General features: G+C 42.7%; 15 protein-coding genes. All 15 read right to left on the bottom strand.

The window, feature by feature from the left end:
- A complete protein-coding gene (locus tag BTV98_RS08645) occupies positions 1-1,425 on the bottom strand; it encodes a sulfatase-like hydrolase/transferase (RefSeq protein WP_143505712.1) in 1,425 nt (474 codons plus the stop codon).
- A 115-nt stretch (positions 1,426-1,540) separates the two neighbouring features.
- Positions 1,541-2,002, bottom strand: a complete 462-nt coding sequence (locus tag BTV98_RS08640; protein WP_058368015.1) for a pilin — start codon at positions 2,000-2,002, stop codon at positions 1,541-1,543.
- 532 nt (positions 2,003-2,534) lie between these two features.
- Entirely contained in the window at positions 2,535-3,062 is a 528-nt protein-coding gene (locus BTV98_RS08635) for a type IV pilin protein (RefSeq protein ID WP_305954765.1), read from the bottom strand.
- Entirely contained in the window at positions 3,056-3,562 is a 507-nt protein-coding gene (locus tag BTV98_RS08630; protein ID WP_058368014.1) for a type IV pilin protein, read from the bottom strand. The genes BTV98_RS08635 and BTV98_RS08630 overlap by 7 nt, the downstream gene beginning before the upstream one ends.
- A gap of 1 nt (position 3,563) precedes the next feature.
- On the bottom strand, positions 3,564-7,637 hold the full coding sequence (locus tag BTV98_RS08625) for a hypothetical protein (protein WP_075103391.1): 4,074 nt from the start codon (positions 7,635-7,637) through the stop codon (positions 3,564-3,566).
- Positions 7,638-7,723: 86 nt separating this feature from the next.
- On the bottom strand, positions 7,724-8,536 hold the full coding sequence (locus BTV98_RS08620; protein WP_143505710.1) for a pilus assembly PilX N-terminal domain-containing protein: 813 nt from the start codon (positions 8,534-8,536) through the stop codon (positions 7,724-7,726).
- Positions 8,533-9,636, bottom strand: a complete 1,104-nt coding sequence (locus BTV98_RS08615) for a PilW family protein (protein ID WP_058368010.1) — start codon at positions 9,634-9,636, stop codon at positions 8,533-8,535. Before BTV98_RS08615 ends, BTV98_RS08620 begins: the two co-directional genes overlap by 4 nt.
- Position 9,637: 1 nt before the next feature.
- On the bottom strand, positions 9,638-10,225 hold the full coding sequence (gene pilV / locus BTV98_RS08610; RefSeq protein ID WP_075103390.1) for a type IV pilus modification protein PilV: 588 nt from the start codon (positions 10,223-10,225) through the stop codon (positions 9,638-9,640).
- The gene (locus tag BTV98_RS08605) at positions 10,225-10,731 is read right to left on the bottom strand and encodes a Tfp pilus assembly protein FimT/FimU (protein WP_075103389.1); all 507 of its coding nucleotides are present in this window, start codon (positions 10,729-10,731) and stop codon (positions 10,225-10,227) included. Before BTV98_RS08605 ends, pilV begins: the two co-directional genes overlap by 1 nt.
- Positions 10,732-11,031: 300 nt before the next feature.
- Positions 11,032-11,832, bottom strand: coding sequence for a ComF family protein (locus BTV98_RS08600; protein ID WP_075103388.1), 801 nt, complete (start codon positions 11,830-11,832; stop codon positions 11,032-11,034).
- A 36-nt stretch (positions 11,833-11,868) separates the two neighbouring features.
- On the bottom strand, positions 11,869-13,296 hold the full coding sequence (locus BTV98_RS08595) for a phospholipase A (RefSeq protein ID WP_083606158.1): 1,428 nt from the start codon (positions 13,294-13,296) through the stop codon (positions 11,869-11,871).
- A gap of 298 nt (positions 13,297-13,594) precedes the next feature.
- The gene (locus BTV98_RS08590) at positions 13,595-15,796 is read right to left on the bottom strand and encodes a protein-disulfide reductase DsbD domain-containing protein (protein ID WP_058368005.1); all 2,202 of its coding nucleotides are present in this window, start codon (positions 15,794-15,796) and stop codon (positions 13,595-13,597) included.
- A 48-nt stretch (positions 15,797-15,844) separates the two neighbouring features.
- Complete coding sequence (locus BTV98_RS08585) at positions 15,845-16,414, bottom strand: protein-disulfide reductase DsbD domain-containing protein (protein WP_058368004.1); 570 nt, start codon at positions 16,412-16,414, stop codon at positions 15,845-15,847.
- Positions 16,415-16,565: 151 nt separating this feature from the next.
- Entirely contained in the window at positions 16,566-17,090 is a 525-nt protein-coding gene (gene gspG / locus BTV98_RS08580) for a type II secretion system major pseudopilin GspG (protein ID WP_227511682.1), read from the bottom strand.
- Positions 17,091-17,407: 317 nt separating this feature from the next.
- The gene (gspF, locus tag BTV98_RS08575; RefSeq protein WP_058368003.1) at positions 17,408-18,610 is read right to left on the bottom strand and encodes a type II secretion system inner membrane protein GspF; all 1,203 of its coding nucleotides are present in this window, start codon (positions 18,608-18,610) and stop codon (positions 17,408-17,410) included.
- Positions 18,611-18,633 lie beyond the last annotated feature (23 nt).

Genomic DNA, 18,633 nt, shown 5'->3' with positions numbered 1-18,633 from the left:
TTATTCAATAGTAAAGGAGACATAAGGAATACGTCCTGGATTGAATGCAGAATCCTCACTACTCACAATAGGTGGTTCATGATCACTAACTACAATGACTTTAGTACCTTTGTAAGCATCGTTCTTTAGCATATCATTTAAGGTATGGAAAAACTGCTTTTGTAATTTAAGATTATTACAAGAATAAGGTCTATCTTCTAGATCAAAGTTATTACAATCGAATAAATCAGTGTATATATCTCTTTTATCATAAATAGAGTGTGTATTCAGAGTAAGCCAATATAAAAACAAACTATTACTATTCTGAAATTGAGTAGTAATCACTGATGCAATGTCTTTATCACAATTACCTGGAAAAGAAAAGCAGCGTGAGTCTGGCAAATTGAGACCTTGGTCTCTAAAAAGTATTGTTTCAAAACCTGCACGTGGATACCAGTACCTCCTATCATACATAAGACTTAATGCCCCGTGTACCGCTACGGTACGATAGCCCAACTCTTTATAACGGTTGGGCAGACAGTCTTCAAAGCCCTCGCTTTGATTTTTTAGATTAAAATGTATAGGTGCCTTATGACAAAGCTCTCGTAGCTCTCCACCTAAGGTAAAACCTTCAAATTCAATATCTGAAGTCTGTAAGTTATTTATGTTTGGGTTATTAACTAACTCAGATAAAACCTCTCTATGAATCAACTCATCTTTTGGTAGCCCCCAAGACTCATTGACAATGAGTAATACTTTTTTATGGCTACCTATATCTTGCCATAATGGTTCTGATACACTGCTAATCCTTACATCTTGTAGTGCATCACCATCGCCATCGTACCCTTGTATGAAGCTCTTGTTAAAATAGCCGATATAGTTTTCTAATTGTGAGCTAACGATTCTGCCTTTGGGTATCCAAAAACCATTTTTGACTTGACCGTTTGTTGTATTTTGAAAAATTTGTGCATCAGGTAAATGATACTTGATAGCTTGTATGACGATAAATATATTGAATATCATTAAGAGATATATGTTCAACTTGGGGCGATATAATTTAAGTGTAACAAATAGCTGTAGTATTACTAGAATTATCAGTAAAGTACCATATATCTGATAGCTTGATGATGATATCCACGAAAATTTCAATAGATATACTAAGTTATTGAGGCGAATAGCAGGAAATACTTGTCCAAACAACACCAAAAAATCAATAACAGCTAATGATAAAAAAGCACCTATATATAGCCACCGAAAGCCTAGTGATAATAGTAGGACAGGAATAAAATAATCGAGATTAAAAAAAGCACGATCTGTTCCTGATAATATATTGGCACTATACATCACGATATTAAGCATTATAACCATGAGAAAAGCTTTCATAGCCAAATAGCTGTCTGAGTTTACAAAGAGGTAAGTCGGTATGTTTTGAGCTTTAATATTCATATAATCAAACACAGTAAATTTTAACAATAAAAAAGAGAGGTTTAAAACCTCTCTTTCTCAAATTAGCACTTAAATTAAGTACGTTATTATAATATCTTACTGATGATTCAGTAAATTAAGAACCTGAACCTGAACAGCCTGCTGGCTTGTATTTAGGATCTACAGAGGTAGAACAAGTCCATGAGCCCTCCGGTGAACGAGTCCAAGTCAAGTTTTTGCCATCAATAGCTTGAGAAGCATTAGCGCCAAATTCTGCTTCAAGAGTAGTAGATTCAGTAGCAGCAGTTGCAAACGTTACCAATAGGCCAGTTGTACCTTGTAAAGCTTTACCAGCTCCACCTTCTAATAGATTACTATCAGTCCAACCGAAACCACAGTCTGCTTGTGAAATACCATCATTTAAGCAGGTTTCAGTAGCTGTACGCATTGAGGCTACCTCGCTCATCACGCGTGATACTTGCGACTTAGCAATATAGTTCTGGTACTGAGGAATAGCAATCGCCGCCAAGATACCGATAATAGCGATAACGATCATTAACTCGATTAGGGTAAAACCTTTTTGTGTAGTAGCGTTCATAAGAACTCCTTTAGATAATAAGTTGACAGCGTCGCCATATATTGGTTGGGCGTAGATACCTGCCGTCAGTGATATAAAATGCACGCTACCATATAGCGCATGCTGTCTTAATATGACTCTTAACAGGAATGTTGCAGGTACTGTGCCAACTTTTTAAAGGAGGGGGGTTGAGATTTAATTATTTTGCTCACACTCGGTGTGTCACTATCTGAGCTTAAGACAAGCGGTTTTATTTAACGATTAAACGGTAAAAATATAGTCAAATATTATTAAATAATAAAAATTATTCAAGACTGCTAACTACTAATAAACGAGTAGTAAGTTAAATTGAAATAGGATTAATAGCTAAATAATGATGAAGTAACGGTAACAATTTTTGTCACCGTTTTTATCTCTATAATAATGTTACCAAATTGTTGCAGCAAATTGTCACTCTCCAAAAAAGGTACTTTGGTCTAAATTGGAGAGATGACATTTTGTGTCAGGATGGGTCAGACAGTGATAGCGAGAATGATGAGAAGATAGTACAGCTTTAGTCCCATTCTTTACCAGTGCCACAGGTTGCCACGTTATTGTTATCAATACGGCACTTCTTACCTTCATGATTAAGCGTAAGCCTGCCGTCATTTACCATACGCTGCTCAGTCACAGGAACAGCGGTAATTGTCCAATTATTGCCACCTACAGTAGTCGTACTATTTGGATCTGTAATAACTGTAACGGTATATAGTGCCGTGCCAGCGATAGGGAAGTTTGCACTACCATCAGCCGCGACAGTGCCTGACAACACCGAGGACAGCGGTATTCTGTCATAACGTTTATAGTTTATTTTATTGGACTCAATGCGGGTGGCTATTTGCTGCATCTCGCTCATCATATCCGCTCGATTGGTTCTCTCGACATAGCCTTGATAGCTAGGAAAAGCAATGGCCGCTAGTATCCCGATGATAGCGACGACAATCATCAGCTCTATTAATGTAAAGCCTCTTTGGGGCAAGTGTTGGTTCGATAGCATATGTGTAGTGCTCGCTGGTGGGTTGCTCGATGAAGATATCACCATGTTGTCTCCCCTGCTCCGCAATCGGTATCTGTAATATCAAATGCGATGTTATTCGTGCAGCGTACGCCTTGACTACTTAGCATAAAGTTATCTGCGCCTGTCATATTGATAGGTGTCGCCATCATGACCCAGCCCATAGCACGCTCACCACCTTCGTGTAACGGGCTAAACGCTGCTGGACTGCCTGCGATGTGTCCAAGACGAATCGTATAATGAGGATTGTTGGCAGGCCAGCTGATCGCGCCTGTTGTGCTTGCGATCGTATCTGTCTTTGGTTCGAAGCCTTTGTAAGTTAGCGCTTTGGCGCGCCATTGCTCAAGCTCAGTTGCGAGCGATAGCATTTTACGCTGCGTATCTGCCTCAGCATTACGTACGACATAGGCGCGGTAACTGGGTACAGCGATGGCCGCTAGTATACCGATAATAGAGACCACGATCATAAGCTCTATTAACGTAAAGCCTATCTGCCGAGCAAAACCACTGTTGGCTCTTATTAGCATTTTAATGTTCCATCCAGCTCAATGGATTGATGCGTTTGTCGGTATTGATACCACTATTGACCCCGCAAGTAGGTCCGACACACTCATCAAACACAGGAGGGTTGTCGTTACCACAGTTACCATCTGGACAGATGAGCTCAGGCTCACACTCATCACCTTCACAGCGATTGACTAAGCTACTAAAGACAGACGTATCATTATACTGACTGATAATATTATCTACGATACCTGAGCCGGCGTTGAAGTATGCGCGTGAGGTCGATACATCGGTACCATAAGCATCGAGGCAATTACCATAAGGCAGACACGTACGTTCACGCTGCGTCTCACCTCTAACGCCCGCACTACAAGCCTGAATCTCTTGGCCTTCATCAGGGTTGTAAGACGACGATAACAACACGCCTCCGATAGCATCAGGCTCATTGAACATCTTAATCTTATATTTGTCATTGACACCCGCTTCCTCCCCTAACCAATGGGTAAACGGCATATACCAACCTTGTACCACGCCATTTTCCATGTTTTTCTTGATACCTGCCGTGCCGATATCTGAGCTAGAAAACGTAAGCTTTTGTAGTTTGTCGTTTCTATTGGACGTCCCTGCAACTTTAACAATAGGTGTGCGTAAGCTTATCGTCGGCGCTGTCTCTTTTCCATAATAAAACAGATCACTACGTGTGAGATCTTTATCTATAAAGTTATAAAGCGCATCGGGCTTACTTCTTATCGCCTCTACTGGACTACTGCGATCTCCTGTACCTACCGTTATCATGGCTTGAACACCGCTATAGTTACCACCGCTGTTATCAGCCTCTGTATAATCATATTTGCCATTGTAAAAAGTAATTAGCGGACGCTCATAGATACGCGGTGGTGCATCGCCCTCTGCCACTTGGTCGCTGACATCCAATACCTTTACCACTCGGTCTACCTTAAAGTTATCGGTATCTTCATCATTGTTGATATCGACACGCCAAACTTGCCCGCCCAAGTCAGCATAGTAAATATGATCGATGAGACCATCATAGTTACGATCTAACGCTCGGATTTGGGTGACGACGCTGTGTTTTAAATCAGCAGAACGAGAATACTGCAATGAAGAAGTGCGAGAGGTACTATCGCTTGAAGCGCCTTGATTGCTCGCCCACCATAATAGTTTGCCATTATTTTTAGAGGCATCTACCATCTCTTCGTTGTTTGATTTGGTCTTGACCTCCCCCATCTGTACCATGTACACAGCGTTGCCTTGAGCAGACGTTTGATTACTGCATTGGATATCTGTTAGGTTTGCAGTATTTAATTTGAATGTTGGATCTTCATAACAGGCATCATACCCACCAGGTAAAAAGCTGACCATGACCTTTTTGCCACCGCTTTTTACATAACCAAGTGTAGGCTTACCCCATGTCTGTCCCATACGTGCATAAGCTCTTAACTCTGCAGATGTGCCAACTCCGGTAGCTGGGCTAGTAACATTATCTCTAGTACCACCTAGCGCAGTTATATCACCCTTTAGACGGTTGGCATAATTAGATCCAATTCCATAAATAATCTTAGGTTTACTGACATCTGAGACATCCAAAGCATAATACATTGATCCACCCATACGTAGACCGCCCAAAGCGAAGCTCTGATCAGACTCATAAGTATTGGTGGTGGTCGCAGACTCTCCTGTACCCGTAGTCGTAGACTTTGTGGTGTAGGAGACATAAGTTAGCCAAGGGGCGTCGACACCATAAGGATAGCTGCCATCTTTGGCGGTGCCAGTACCTGTCAGGGCGTCTGGTTGTAGGTCGAGGATTTGTTTTGGTACAAAGGTAAACACCTCTTTGCCCGTCTTGTCATCGAGCATATGTAGTGCCCCATCCATAGAGCCATAGATGAGGTAATCTTTTCGAGTATCGTTATCAAACTCACCTGAAGCTTTAACTTCTACCTTTTGAGTAATGAGCTGCGGTATAGAATGCAGAACGCCACCTACGTTCTTCAACCATTTGTCCTGAGAAGACTCTAGCGCGGTACCATCTACAACTGTCGTATTGGTAGGTTCGCTATAACCCATAAAATGAAGCAACGTTAGCTTTTGAGCATTGCTATAACCGACTAACGGATTAAAGTTTAAAGGCTTTTTATCTTGACTGACTTTCAAGTTTATCAAACTATTGCCATTATCGACGAATAAGTTCCTATCCCCTATCAATGGCGCTACTGCGTTTTCGAATATTTTTTGATAAGCGCCGCCCACTTGCGGGGTGCCTCTATCTGGTTTTAGTGTATCAGGACGGTTGGTATCATTGATTGTATTCCATAAGTCTTGCGTGTTTTTTGCAAATAAGCCTGTACTATCAGAAAAGACAAATTCATCATTACTGCCCACTAACGTACCATTTTTGACTTTGTATTTTTTTAGATTGCCATTCCATAATAGCGGCGACTTAGGAACAGGCTCGAGGATAGGTAGATAAGCATACTGACGCGATTTTAGTCCGCCTAGACTATCAAGCGGTACAGACATTGTCCCTGCCGATATTGGATCAATCTCAGCCTTACTCACATCTTCAATGAACTTGCGCACACTATTAGCGATATCTACAGACTCTTCTGTGTAGTAAAAGCCACCTTCACCGTAGCCTTCACCTTTTTCGCCAAGCTTACATAAGTTTTTTGCATCCTGACTGATACCGTTGGCATCACATTGATAAACCTGTACAGTTTCAACAGCGCCACTCGGACGGGTCACCGTCTTGGTAACCTTACCCTGCTCTGTCAGTTGCTTAAAGACGTTGCCAAAACCAACGGTTGCGGTAGCAATAGGGACACCCTTACCATTCTCTTTATTGTACAAAGCTTTAGAATACTCACCAATACATTCCCACTTAGACTTTGTCCCGTATCTAGTATTTGAGCTTGTTAAGGCAGAGTTGCAAGAGTCGCCCATGGTTAATGAGCTATCAGACAGACTATTTTCCATAAGCTCAAGAGTATAATTGGAAGAAGTATTAGGCTCACCATCTGTCAAAAAATAGATACCATAGCCATCACACTGGTTAGCTTCGCCTTTGATAGGAGAATCATATCTTAAAAAATCTGGTTTTACTTTGGCGTTATTGGTCGATAAATCAAACCCACTTGCTGAGTTCTCTTCATTGCTTTGTTTAGACGATCTAAAGTAGTAAGTTCTGTTGCCTACTTTATAGGTGGCATCAAAGCCACCTAATTCATCAAAGTCTAATTTATCTTCGTCTTTGTTGTCGTCCTCTTCCTCATACTCACCTGACTTACAAGGGTAGTATTTATAGTCTCCATTGGTAACCAAGTTTGAGCTATTCTCTTCACACTTATAGAGTACATAATGATATTTGTTTTTATTTTTTATCTCACGTTGTGAATAACCAACCTCGGTATACACGGTTTCAGACTGCTTAGCTTGGGTATTAGTCCCTAGCATATAAGCCCCTGCTTCAGCATAGGCATCGGCAGTAGGTGTGTTGGTACTGGCGCTTAAAGATTTAACAGTTGCGAGTAGTTCTTTGCGATTACTTAAAGTTAAGTCTAAGACTGGATTATCAATCTTACCGCCATTAACTCCAGAATTGGTATAAAAACTCCCTAGTCCAATTTTATATTTACTAAGATCAACATTTTTACCAAATGCTGCCTCACTTCTTGGATTGGCAAACATAGGAATAAGTGCCATTTTGAGACGTGACATACGGTCAAAATAGTATTTACCATCATAGCCTCTATAGAAGTCCACTCTATAGGTAATAGAATCAACGATACTTTTTCCATCGTCGCTATATATATTCTCTCTTAGCTGCGCATTATCGCTATACCAAAAATTAACATCTGGATAATCTGCTCCAATACTCCCCCTACCCATACTTCCTGAGTTATCTAGCATCATGGCAATAGAGGCATTACCATAGGTCGCCCCTTGATATATTTCCAAATCAGACGTGTGGCCTACGCTCGTTGCCATACAACCTAAGATGACAGTTGATAATAGCTTTAGCGACCAGTCTTTCACACTAGGATTGGATTGACTATCTGTGTTGCTATTTAAGATTTTCATAATAACTACTCATGTAATTTTGATTTTGGTAGAAAACCACAACTCTCATCTAGTTTGTGATGACTGATCTTTTGATATATTTTTCATCAGCTGCCTGAGATACAATCAACCCCAACTGGCTGATTTAAGTACGTCTGTTGCTGAGTCTGAAAGGGCACAGCAAGGGCTGCTAGGCAACTATCTACCGTGGTAGATTCTGTACGTGACTGTTTGAGGCAACCTGCTATCGTGGTCGTGTCATTACTACTGGCATTACCTAAGGGCGCTCTAGATAGCGCAGGTATGACTGACGTTACGTAGCCTACAAAGGTGGTACACTCGATAGTGACATTGCCGCCTGTTTCTGGTTTTTCAAAATCATTGGACAGCGTTCCTTCGACTTCCTTGTAGAAGACACCTTTGTCTTCAGTCTCGATAGGCCGTACAAAGGTCATCTGAGTCATCACTCGACCTTCACTGACATAGTCCTCACTGACCGCAGGATTGCAATAGCCATTGTTTTTGTCCGATAATAAATCATTGGTTTTGTTGCGTTCGCTAATCTCAAGAATACTAAACAGTTTGGTGCTACGTGGACGTACACAAAAGCTGACTTGATGCCCTTCACGCTCCGTACTAGACATATAGCCTTTGAGGGTATCGACATTGTCCCGGCGCTCACTTAGGATACGATCTTCCTTTTCTACCTTCATAAGAGCGGCATCATTGGCCTGAAAGAGTAGCTTATTGACTTGATCAGCAGTCGCCACTTTTAGATCTGTCGTGCCTTGTCTGACGGCAATTGCTCCGACAACCATAATCAAGATTAAAGTAAACAATACAACGATCAGTACCACACCTGATTGATGATGCAAGCTTGTGGTTATCTTGGGATGATTGGTAGTATTTTGTCTCATCATAATCCTCCTCTTGCATTACGTAGTAGCACAGTACTTTTATAGACACTACGTAGATAAGTGGGACCCTGTATCGCTGTAGCATTGAGGCCGACATCTGTCTTATCGAGCACGGTAAAGCTTAAGTCACTGTTTGCCTGCGGTGTCACTGTTGGATTGTTTGATCTTGCCAAAATGCCCAGCTGCAAACTGACAATACGTCTGTTATTAAGCTGTGCATTAAGGTCTGATCCATCAGGGATCGCTATATACCCAATACGAGAATTCTCAGGATCAGTTGCAAATCCTGTGCTGTCTGATACACCTAGCATTACTCTAAAATAATCTACGTTAGATATAACAATCGTACCAACCCCTGCCAAGTTATTCGGCGTTGCTGTGCCTTCTCCAGGTACTGTGTAAGCCTTTATATCAATACCAGTTGCACTACCAGCATCAGATTCTTTGTAATTGTAGATTGCTGATGCACATGCTAGTCCGGGCACAGCTGGAGTCACGGTGTTATCCATACGAACAAAATAACGTTCAATGACATAAAAATCCTTTGGAATAGAAGCACCCTCGCAATCAAACAAACCTTCTCGGCTGGATTGATATTGAATGGTTAACTGATCACTATTTGCGATACCATTTAGGTTGCTGACACTATTGGCAGAGGCACTACTAGACAGTAAGTTGTCAGCTATAGCAGCGCTATCTAGCACCAAACCAGATAAGTTATTATTAAGCCACTTTCCAGAAGCACCGTCTGGTGCTGTAAGTACTACCCCGCCTTGCGGCGTTAGATGATTCATAAAGTATTCATCGTACGCACTTGTGGATTTGGCACCATAGTTCGTACGTCTCAAATGCTGCTGTATTTGAGAGAAACCAAAAATAGAGTTGTCTTGGATTTGCGAGCTTGCTTCTTGACGACGGCTATTGACTGAACTGGTATAAAAAATCTGTAGTGCGGCAGCGGAGACAAGTAGACCTAATACCAAAGCAATCATAAGCTCAACTAAGGTAAAACCTTGTTGTATTTCAAACGTTGATGTCGGTTGTGGTCGTCCTATAGAATCTGATATAGATGAGTTTTTAACCTCATGGGATAAACGCTTCATATCATATCTCCATCATCATGCATGTGGATTTAGCATAGTAGCTACCACCAGCCTCTTCTACATTATCGCCATCGACCACGCGTTCAGTTAGACAATCTGTCTCACTATCTGTACCGATAGTAGGGGTGGTATCGCCCCACGCCGATATCAAACAGTACGAATACATGATATTATTTGCTACATTGTCACCTGTACCCCCCGTGTTAGGACAAGCATGCATTTGGATTCGGAAGTCATAGTTCTGCAGCTCTGCTTTAACCTTGTAACTTTCAGCTTCTGCAAGCGCTTCTGGTTCACATAGCGTTGTAACAGCTTGACCGTCTAGACCACATAAATCACTAGGTGCAGTGATCGTCCCATCTTCGTTAAGCTCATCTGCATAAGTCTCAATAGCAGAAGGGTTAGCATGTATTTTTTCTGCTATTGTTCGCATCATAACGAGCGATTGAGAACGCTCGAGCGACTCGTTGGTGACTTTTATAGCTTGACCCTGTAAAGCGCTATAGCCCAATACCGCCACTGTCAGTAGCAGCAGCGCTACCATAACCTCGATCAATCCCACACCTGCCTGAGTCATCTGTGTCTTCATTAGCAGCTCCCAACGGTGGTAATATTGATATTAGCGATACTGTTAAGACTGACCTGTGTAGGAGTTTCACTAGTAGAAGCATCATCGCAAACGGTATAGCTAACGCTGGCGCCACCAGCCATGACTTTATTAGGCTGAAAAGTAACCGCGGTGACCGTAGTAGGAGTAATCACTTGATTGATTGTGCTTTGAGAGGCGATGTTATAGGTAGATAAAACGGTATTGCTGTCGTCTTGTAAGGTGATGGTTTTAGGCGTGCTACTGTCGTATACCACTGTGATATTTTGCCGGCGTATAATGCTCTCAGCTTTTGCTTCTTTAAGCGCACTCTCTATGGTTGAGACAGTTGACTTTACTCGCTGATTGGCCAGCTGGTTGCTGATGTTAGGCGCGGCAATACTTACAATGATAGCCAGTACAGCTATCGTTATCATCAGCTCAATCAGAGTAAACCCTGCGTTGGATGCTGGTCGTTGGTAAGATAAGCTGTACAAAGATGCATTCACATCAATATCCTATTAATAACAATCACACATAATGACAACGGCCTATTTATCTACATCAAAAGACAGGTCATGAGTGCCCGATCTTTTGTTTATTTTTCAGAAAACTGTTGCAATATTCATTCCACCGTAACCCTATTTATAGACAGTGTCTTATAGCGCATAGCCTGATATTTAAGTAATGTAATCATTAAAATAGTAGTAAGAATCGACATACGAATAGACAATGTAACACAGATACATTTCTGTATCATTATCAATACATAAAAATATCTTTAAATATTATTTATTAACATTGTTTGTCTAGGTGTCGTGACTGCCGTGTGCAAGTGCATAGGCTGATATATGATAAATATTGGAGGTAGGTGTGTTTTTATCGTGGGATGTATATGGATTTATAGGCTGGATCTGATTATGAGAGGAGGTTTGGATATACAGTGTCCGAGCCAGTGCTTGTAGACTTGCTCCTGTGGTCGCCACATCATCGAATAGTAATATACGTTTGACAGGAGGTAATGTCGTCATCGTAAAAGCATCGTTTAGGTTCGCTAAGCGCTCTGCACGCGTTAGACCTTGCTGGCTAACAGTATGATCAATGCGCTGGACACCTTGCCAGATAGGTATATTCCAATGCTTCGATAAATAGGCGGAAAGAATAGTCACGGGGTCAAAGCCGCGCTCAACTAGGCGACTGGCGGTGGTAGGCATGGGTAGGATGACGCTGTTTTGGCTGTGGCAACCGACAGGTCTTGGGAGCTGACGCAATACATGTACCAATAAAGGCAGCTTGGTCATGTCCTCTGAATGTTTAAAAGCTCGAATGGCTTGGCGAATTGGATAATCATAATAAGTAGCAGCTTGGATAGTAAGAGAAGCACCTGCGGCAATATCTATAGTAAATACCTTAGGTAGCCACGCGATATAATCATGACAGCGCTCACATAAAAGGCCTTTATGAAAATACTGCTGTATACGTTTGTAAAGCGTCGGTGCAGTGCTGCTCGGTATGGAAGGTGTACTACGATAGACATGGCATAGCTGACAGCGTAAATTTACATACTCTGCCAGCCATAGGCCGCTTTGATATGGTGCTAAGCGCTGCATAAGCCGTTATGACACTTATTGATAAGACTTAGCGAATTATAGTCCTTTCCAGTCATTAAGTACTATCCCAACCCCGACAGCGGTATTTTTATGGTTATAATCGATGATAGACTCACCATAACCATGGAACAGCTGAACATACCCATTGACGTTATTAGACAATGGATAAATATAATCCACTTGCGCGGCGCCTTTTTCTGTCTTTGGATTATAACGCAAGGTACCGCTGACACTGTGTTTGTTTGGCAAGTCATATAAGAACTTCATATCACCATAACCCAAGAAATCTTCGATATCTGGGTTGTCATCCGTATCGCCACTTTCGGTACTGACTCGTGTCCACAGTCTTGGTACGATTGCGAATTTACCCCACTCAGCACCAGCCATAAGATAAGCACGGTTCCATGAACGAGACAAATTGTCAGATTGACCATTTGAGTGATGTGATGCCCCTACTCCTAACATGCGCAAGCGTCCGCCAAACGGTAAGTTCGCTGTGACAGGCTGGGTTATAAACATCTCTGGCTCATAGTCGGTTGCTCGAAACGGACGAGAGTTGTCCTCGTTATAGACTTGCCAATGTGACTGCTGCGTATAGCCAAACCACATATCGGCATTGGTATCGAATAAGTCCTCTGCAACCTTAGTCTTAATAGATACTTGCAGTTTTAGCTCAGGTACTCTTAGCTCATTGGGGCTAATAACTTCCTCATCTCGAGTCGGAGTGCTTGGATTACGATTGGGCTTGGCATTTAAGAATAAAGGTAACAAATACATAGGACGGTGTGGTCGCGCTGACCAAGTCCCGCGCTCACTGTTTTGATCCAAATCATAAGCCAGACTCAACGGCGTATATTTTTCGATATCGCTTTGAGTCACGCCTACATCATCTAATATCTCGGCTTGTGTCTTGTCTATCGCAGCCTTATTAGTTCCATTATTGGAAGATAACTGATTGGCAATGAGTACCGTATCAGCAGCTTCTACAGTATCGCCCTGCATTTTGGTCATATCTTCTGCAAGTACCACCTGCGGATCACCCGAAATGGTACTTTTGATGGTACTTGCCAAATCTAATGGTTGCTTGGTCGTGGTATAGCTTGGCGTCTCGCCTTGCTCTGCAACTTTATCAAAACAAGCCAGTCGTGCAGCGGCCGTACGTACTTGCGTACATTCAAAAAACAATTGTGCTTGTTGTGCAACAAAAGCATCGTTAGACAGTTTTGTTTGGCTATCAACAGCATCGTTCGACGCCTCTAACGGCTCAACAGTAGCTTGCGGCGTTTCTATAACCGTCTTACCATTTATCTGATTGTTGTCTACCGCATGCACTTGCATGGTCAAACAGCTCAATATTGCACCAACTGCAATGCTCAAATGAGTTTTGGTTACTGTGTGCTTAGTAGCTTGATAAACAAAAGCAAGGCCCATCATCTGACGCTGCGAAGTTGTATGAACAAACATAAGTGTCCCTTGTGTTAATTGACACTGTGGTCAATAAATTATCTACGATGACTAAAATCAAACCTGATAGGTAAATAGCAACTATGGTGTTTTATTAGTACAACTTAACTATTGTTGCTTTAGTGTAATAAATATATCCACATTATACTAGAGTTATTCATCCTTAGTACAATGTTAAATAGCTAGAATTCGGCTTTAATATATTTTTACGCGGACTTTTGGTAAGTAAAAAGAGCCAGTAACTGTGACATAACAGTATACTGACTCTTTGATAATGTTGACTCTTACTGATGCAGTGTTATTGGTTTAGCACTGTTAATGTCTCTTCAAACTCTGAGCGTCCAATTTCGCCAACCTGCTGGTTTACCAGTTGACCATCTCGATAATACAATAACGCTGGCGGACCAAATAGCTGGTAGCGTGCTAAGATTGCTTTGGAGTCTGGGGTAGTTTCAGTGATATCAAGCCTGACCAGTTGCCAATCTTGCATCTGCGCTGGGCGACTATGGAATAAGTTTTTATCCATAATCCGGCATTCGACACACCAATCAGCCGTCACATCCACGATGGCTTTGGGCGTTTTGGCAGTGATTGCATCTAACTGTGCAAGCGTCGTGACATGCTCATCGTTTGCATTATCATTACTAACCGCTTGGCCAGTCGCTGACTGTACCATCGTTGGCGCAGCACTTAGTGACGCCAATGGATGTAGACTGTCATCATTGCCTAATGCCGCCCCAATGACCAAGCAGGCAGCCCAGATACCAGTCACCAAGCCAAGCGCTTGAGTAAGCATCCGACCACGGCCCAGCCAGCTCCAAGCCCATGTCGCCACCACCATAAACCATAACGCCCATACTAGCAGCATTATGGGAGATACAAATACTCGCTCAATCAATAGTAGCGCCACTGCAAACAACAATAACGCAAAGCCTTGCTTGACCCAGTTCATCCACTCGCCAGCCTTCGGTATGATTTTGCCTTGAGTGGCACCAATCAAAATAAGCGGCGCTGACAAACCAAAACCAAGCATAAATAAGGCGATAAAACCAAGCAGCGGACTACCAATAGTCGAAACTGCAAGCAAGGCACCAAATAGTGGCGCGGACACACAAGGCGATACGACTAGTGCGGATAAAAACCCAGCAACGAGGCTACCTCCCGTACTACCAAGCTTACTATCACCCGCCTGACTCAAGCCTTGCAGCTTACTACTGATGGCTCGTGGCAGACGAATAGTAAATACGCCCAGCATATATAGCCCTAACAGTACAAAGATGATAGCAAAGCTAATCAAGATAATGGGGTTTTGTAGCCAACCGATAATGCCTAATGACTCACCAAACACCGCGATGACCGCACCTAAGATACCATAGGCAGTAGCGACTCCAATGGCATAACTGGTGGTCAATATCACACCTTTTTTGACAGTAGGGTTTTTCTCGCGAGCGACGATGTTAGCAACGATAGGTAGCATCGGCAGCACACAGGGTGTCAGTGCCAAACCTAAGCCTGCTAAAAACAACAAACCTAATGCCAACCATGGATGCGATGCTAGACCAAACGGGTCAGTATCGACTAAACCATTCTCGTTGACAGTAGCGCCGCTGGTCGTGTTGCTATTGGTCGTATTGCTATCGACCGTACCGCCACCGATGACATTGGTATCTGCTCCAGAAATCGTATTGGTTGTAAGCTCGTCATCTAAAGCACCCTCATCTATCAAGGCATAGTCAATCACCTCATCATCTGTCTCTACTTGCTCTGCTATAGATGTAGCATTGTCCGGGTTAGTTGCATTCGCCGCGTCTGCTGTCGTTGCAGCACTCATAGCAGCTTTGACGGTAGAGTCTGTCGTCTGATCTTGAGAAGACGTACTATTGTCACTCGCTGCAGTCTGCGGGGTAGTCGCAGCAATATTGACAGTAGTATTGATCTTTTCAGGTGGGTAACACAGTCCCGCTTTAGCGCACCCTTGCCAGCCAATAACCACTGCTGCATCGTCCACGCTTTTGCCACTCGTACTACTTAGCGTCGTGGTCGCTACCATATTGGCTTGATCAAATACTGGCACACGACCAAAGGTGGGATCATCAATAAAAACAGCAGTCTGACTAAAAGTAAATGGTGCGGCAGTCACACCAGTAGGTAAAGTTAGCTTTATTTTATCTTTATAGACATAGTGTTCAGGCGTGATGTCGAAGGTGATCGACAACTGCGTCCCTGTCGCGACAGGCTTGCTGACACTACCCACCTGAAACGCTTGATCGACTGGCAAGAACTTTGGCTTCGCTGAGCTTTTATTATTACCAAACAAATCACCCAAGCTAACAGCTTGAGCGGTCATGGATGTGGCGGTCAGTCCAGTAGCGACCAACCCAGTAGGTAGCAACCCTGTCAGCAATGAGCTACTGCTTAAAGCAAATGCCAACAGATAAGACTTTTTGGTAGGATGACTTGTAGAGGTGGATGGAGGTTTTTCTAGTGTCTTAATGGACATAAAGGACTGCCTATTGATTACTAATACTGACATCGACTCAATCGATATTTACTTGCGTTGTGCTGCGATATCAACCGTGGTTTTGATTTTCTCTGGCGGATAGCATAGTCCAGCTTTGGCGCAGCCCTGCCAACCGATCACGAGCGGTGCATTCTTTGCCCCTTTACCATTATTGGTCGTCAGTGTCGTCGTCGCTATCATATGCTTTTGGGTAAATACAGGAACCCTACCAAAAGTTGGATCATCGATTGAGACTGGAGATTGATTAAACGTAAACGGCGTTGCGCTTATTCCTTTAGGAAAGTTTAAAGTAAGCTGGTTTTTGTAAACGTAATGACCTGGCGTGATATCAAAGGTGATGGATAAACGCGTGCCCTTGGATGTTGCATTGGTAATGCTATCAACTTGGAAAGCTTTATCCACTGGTAAAAACTTCGACTTTGTAGCACTGTTATTACCAAACAGCTCACCTAAACTTGCCGCCTGAGCAGTCATAGCAATCATTGAAGAACCCATCATCACTGAGGTGCTCATGATAGCAAGTGCAAGCGCATTAGACTTTTTAGAATGATGTTTGTGTAACGCAACTGATTTTATTATTGGCATTTTAATTGTCATGAATAACTACCTTTATTGCTTTTAATCACTGATGGCATAAGTTTCACGTATTGATAAAAAATATCAACCAATAATGACTTATTGGTTGATAATAGTTACGATCCAGTTATCCATTGCTGGTCGTTAATACTGAGTACGCTGATACCTCTACTTATAGTTTTGCATAGATATCAGCATCTTGACCTTCGCCGCCTTGTTGTCCATCTGCACCCAACGAAAACAAATCGTAAGGACGACCTTCACTGCCAGGAGAGACATACTGTAACTCGTTTTCCCAACCATCGGTCGGATAGCCGCCTTTAATATAGCCGCCTTCAGGATAATTCTTTGCTTCGGCAGGTGGCGTGCTTAAAGCTTCTAGGCCCTGCGCGGTCGTTGGATAGCGCGAGTTATCTACTTTATACATATCAAGCGTATTGGATACAGTCGCTAGTGCGGTCTCTGTCGTTTTGACACGCGCTTTATCGCTTTGCCCTACGACTTTTGGCACGACTAATCCTGCCAAAATGGCTAGAATGACAATCACGACCATAATTTCGATAAGCGTAAAGCCTGATTGACTACGGCTCAATGCTGTCCGACTATTGACGATGTTTGTATCTCTTATATCTAAATGAGATTGTCTGCTTTTCATAAAAAACTGCTTTGTCGCATTGGTTGAGGTTTTATCAATCATAATCATCGCTTTTATCATTACCGTTATACATAAATATCAAGACGATTGTCACTATAGACTATGATTGTACATTTATCTACTAGCGCACTTTGATTTTAAATTTTGATTTTAAGTTTTGGATTATCGCTGTCCCTACTTATAAGTACATAAACCTCTATATATGTATAAACGTCACTGTTTATAAAAGTCACTATAGCCCAAAGAATCAATGAACGACAGTGTATTTGCCTATCATTGATTAATATACAACAGTAAGCAAAACTTAAGAAACCTGCTGTAAGGTTAAAGTGATACGGTCAAATAGTAAACCGCCCGAACTAACCTGCCAAGTCGTTCATATTCACAATCGGTAGCATGACTGCCATCACAATAATCATCACTACAACTCCCATCAATACTAGCATTAGCGGCTCTAATAACGATAGCAAAGTGCTAATAAAGTTAGTCGCTTCCGCCTCTTGCATATTGGCTGCGCGACTAAGCATACTTTCAAGCTCGCCCGAGTTTTCACCGCTCTTGATCATCTGTACCATCATCGGTGGAAAATAAGAGGTTTTTTCAAGCTGGCTGGACAAACTTGCGCCTTCTGTTACTCGATCGGCAGCAGTGATAATAGTTTGTTTAATGTGTAGGTTGGTTGTGACCGCAGCACCGATATGCAAAGCTTCAATCAATGGCACACCTGAGCGCACCAATATCGACAGTGTGCTTGCAAAGCGTGCAGCATTGAGTCCTTTAGAGAGACGCGCCAATATCGGCAACCGAAGGACGATGCTATCGATAGCAAGCTTGCCTGCCTGCGTTTGCGCAAACCGATAAAACAAAAAAGCGCTACTTATTAATATTAGTAGCATCAACCACCACCACTGGGTAATAGCATTGGACAGCGTAAGTACTACCTGAGTTATCAGGGGCAGTGCTTGCTCAGACTGCTCGAACACTTTGACAATCTTGGGTACAACAAAGCTCATCAGCCCCATAATCACACTGATTGCCATGACCATCAGCACAATAGGATATACCATCGCACCTTGGATTTTCTTTTGTAAGGCAAAGCGATTTTCAGTGTAATCGGCCAGCTGATTAAGAATCAGATCAAGATGACCTGACTTTTCACCAGCCGCGATAGTGGCAATATATAGAGGCGGAAAGCTTGCCGCTTGCTGTAACGCACGGGCAAAACTTAAGCCTTCTAAAACGTGCGAGCGTACTGCCAGCATAAGAGATTTGATATGGGTTTTGGGAGATTGCTTGGCGACAGCTGCTAGGGTTTCTTCGAGTGGAATACCAGCTGCTAGCAGGACTGAGAGCTGACGGGTTAATAGCGCTAACTCATAAGCAGACGGCTTTTTATAACGACTTCGCTGTCGACCTTGTTTGTCATTGACGGCATTGACTTCTACCGGTGTCCACTGCTTGTCGCGAATTTGCTGACGTATTTGCCGTGCAGAGTCGCCTTCTAATAATCCTTTTTGGATACCGCCTTGGTCATCAAGCGCTTTATAATGATAAGCAGGCATAGCAGCGAATATCCTAAGGCAGT

It is taken from the genome of Psychrobacter sp. Cmf 22.2 (assembly GCF_001921745.1).
In the GTDB taxonomy this organism is placed as follows: domain Bacteria; phylum Pseudomonadota; class Gammaproteobacteria; order Pseudomonadales; family Moraxellaceae; genus Psychrobacter.
The sequence above is the reverse complement of the archived record's forward strand: the minus strand, read 5'-3'. Positions and strand labels throughout refer to the sequence as shown.